The sequence below is a fragment of the Kitasatospora sp. MBT63 genome (assembly GCF_000710465.2).
Classification (GTDB): Bacteria; Actinomycetota; Actinomycetes; order Streptomycetales; family Streptomycetaceae; genus Kitasatospora.
Window position 1 is genome coordinate 1 of the sequence record NZ_JAIZ01000547.1, and the last position, 2,904, is coordinate 2,904.

General features: G+C 70.9%; 2 protein-coding genes and 2 pseudogenes. 3 read left to right on the forward strand and 1 reads right to left on the reverse strand.

Going from position 1 to position 2,904, the window contains the following annotated elements; translation table 11 throughout:
• Positions 1–330, reverse strand: a pseudogene (locus tag AA75_RS28980) (hypothetical protein); the annotation flags it as partial.
• A gap of 347 nt (positions 331–677) precedes the next feature.
• On the opposite strand from AA75_RS28980, the pseudogene AA75_RS48070 reads away from it, so the two are divergent.
• The 3 genes and pseudogenes from AA75_RS48070 (at position 678) to AA75_RS28990 (ending at position 2,737) form a co-directional block, all read left to right on the forward strand.
• Positions 678–771, forward strand: a pseudogene (locus tag AA75_RS48070).
• 272 nt (positions 772–1,043) lie between these two features.
• Positions 1,044–1,445 (forward strand): Imm7 family immunity protein, encoded by a 402-nt coding sequence (locus AA75_RS28985; RefSeq protein WP_033823248.1) that lies wholly within the window; start codon positions 1,044–1,046, stop codon positions 1,443–1,445.
• 494 nt (positions 1,446–1,939) lie between these two features.
• A complete protein-coding gene (locus AA75_RS28990; RefSeq protein WP_051813644.1) occupies positions 1,940–2,737 on the forward strand; it encodes a hypothetical protein in 798 nt (265 codons plus the stop codon).
• Positions 2,738–2,904 lie beyond the last annotated feature (167 nt).

Below are 2,904 nucleotides of genomic sequence, written 5' to 3' on the forward strand. Positions count from 1 at the left end.
GCCCCCACCGGCACCCCCACCTCCGCCGCCACCACCCGACCAGACCATCAGCGTGATCTCCCCGACGTCCGAAGGGACCGCGAACGTGTGCTCACCGGGACCGAACTGCACGCTGCGCACCTCGGCCGCCTCGGCGGCCCGGGCCGGCAGCGCCACCGCGCCCGGCAGCAGCGCCGCCGACAGACACAGCACCCCGGCCGCCGCGCCCGACCTGCGCAGCCGGGCGGGGCCACCGGACGGTCGGCCGTCGGTGCTGGTGCTGGTGCGGGTGCCGGGGCCGGTGGAGTCGGGGAGCCTGTCCAACCTGGCAGTGCTGGGGTCGGGGGCCATCTCGGGTCCTCTCGTCACGGGCGGGACCGGCCGGGCGCCGGGGGCTGACCGCCACGGGTCAAGGCATATCCGTGCACGAAGAGCTCGGCGGCGGCCGTTCGGCCGTGTGCGGAGACGTCCACCCGACCGAGTGGCCCGGCCCTGGCCCGGCCGGCCGGCCCCGGCCGCGCCGACGGCCCGGTAGGCCTTCCCACCGGGCACCCCCGGCCCGGCTGGCTCCCGTATTGCGGCGCTGGGCGGCGGGGGCCCCGGCGCCGGGTCAGTGGTCGGTCAGTGGTGGGTCAGTGCCGGGTCAGGCTGTCGGGGCATGCTGGTGGCACGCCAGGGGGCCGGTGGGTCCCTGGTCGGGAGAGGTGCCCGGAGCGGTTCATCGGGTGCCTGGCCACGATGGCCGAGCAGGGTCCTTCGGGGCCCGCGCAGGTTCGAATCCTGCCCTCTCCGCCTTCCGCCGCCGCGATGCTCCCGGTCGCCGGTGCTCTGCCGTCGCCGTGGTGTGTCCTCCTGCTCACCGCCCGGCCGGCTGCGCCCGGCGTCGTCGCGGCTGTGGCTGGCCGGCCTGGGTGGGTCCGGCGGGTGGTCAGGAATGGTGATGGGGCTCCGAAAACGGCCAGTGGCGTTCCAACTCCCCACTCTGTAGCAGGTCGAACGATGTGGGGAATCAGGTGAGCGGGAATCGGCCGGGCCGCTGGTGAGCGGGTCAGTAGGCTGCGGCCATGTTCGAATATCACGGCTGGATCAACGTTCAGGAGAGCGCCGGCGCCGACGATGAAGACTGTGAAGACGGCCGTCTGCGGGGGATCGTCGAGGGCATCGAGAGGCGTATCCGGGAGATCGACAGCCCGTATCTGCTTGACCTGCGATGGATGAACGGTCAGGCGTTCGTCCATTTCGGCGGCTTCTGCAACCACCGGCACGCGGAGATCGTGGAGTTCTTCGAGGAGGTCGGTGAGCGGGCTCCGGGTTCGTACGGCCTGCTGCATGTGCGCGACGACGAGGACCCCGCTCGGGGGAACGAGCTCCTCGTCGTCAGGTTGGCCCGCGGGCGGGTGAGCGAGCACTCGGAGCCGCTGCTGTCGCCCTGTATCCCTGTGCTGGAAGATCCGTTCGAGGGATAGGGATCCGAGGCGCTCGGACCCGCCACAGGCGGACGACGCTGGTGCTCCGTTGCGGGATGGTCGGGCGGGCGGCTTCGGGGGTGGCCGGCAGGGCGACGACGCCACGTACCCGTGCCGGTCGAAGGCGCCGATCCGCGCGAACTCGCATGGACGCTGCCGAGGCTACCGCCGCGTCGGCGGGCGGCGCACCACGGGTTTTGCGGCCGGGCGACAGCCTGCTGCTCCAGGCCTGGGCCACCGCCCCGCCCCGCCCCGTCCGCCGCAGTCCCTCGGCCGCCGCGACCCTCTGTCTGCAATCCGTGCCGCGAGGGAGGCACTGAACTTGATCTGGTGCTGTTGGCGTTGGTGTGCGGTACGCGCTGACCTACCAGGCATCCTGAGCCGCCTCACGGGAAACCCCGTCGACCGCGTGGGCGAGGCTGTCTAGGCTGCACTGCGTGATTCCCGCACTGCGCGTCCGCCGACTCTTCCGCACCGTGGAGGAGTACCAGGGTGTGGACGTCTTCCTCACCGTAGTGGATCCGTGGCTGGACGAGCACGCCGGTGCCGTCCGGGAAGCCCTCGCGCCGCTGGCCGCCTTCGGGGGATGGACACGGACCGAGTACGAGTTCGGCGATCCTCTGGAGACGTTGTATGCGCTCAGCCGCGTCAGCGACGCACTGATCTACAAGTTCCAGCCGCGGCTGCCTCCGGGCTCCGGGATTCCCTGGGCGCACGAGATCCACGAGCCTGAGCGCTGGCCGCATGGCACCCGGGACCAGTACCTGGCTGCGTTCTCCCGGCTCGGAATGGCCCCGATCGGCGACGTCGCATTCGAACCGTTCTTCCATGAGGTCGTCCACGTTGCGCAGCACGAGCGCCCGGAGGCGCCGGTTGAGATCACCGGGACGGTCTGGCCGGGCCTGATGCTCGGGGAGATGCTGTTCAGCCGCACCGGTGTGACGGTGCGTGCCGGCGCCCAGCACCTGGTCGCGGGAATCGCGGACCGGTCACCGCTCCACGACGTGTTCATGCGCCGTTACCGGGAGACGTTCGACGGGTCGCTGGGCTGGGGCCACAACTCGCAGTGGAAGACCGACTTCCGCCGCGACTACCTCACCGATACCGCCTTCCGCTTCAACGTCGACGAGGAGCCCGACTCGGAGCAGGACATTCTCGGCAAACCGAGGCGGCTGACTCCGGCCGAGCGATCGGACCTGGTGCGGCACCGCTGCTTGACCCGTCCCCTCCAGGACCCAGCTGCCTCGCAAGACGCCAGCCCGGGCGGGCGACTCACCATCTCGCGGACCTGATCCAGTCCGAGGTCGGGTCCCTCCGTGCCGACACCTCATCTCTGCCCTCTGGCATCTGCCTGCTTTGTCCCCGAGCCCGATGCCGTTTCGGCCGCCGATGCTGCCACGGCCGGGTCTGTAAAAAGAACGGCTCTGTCCCGTAATCGGGATGCTGTTGGTGATCTTCA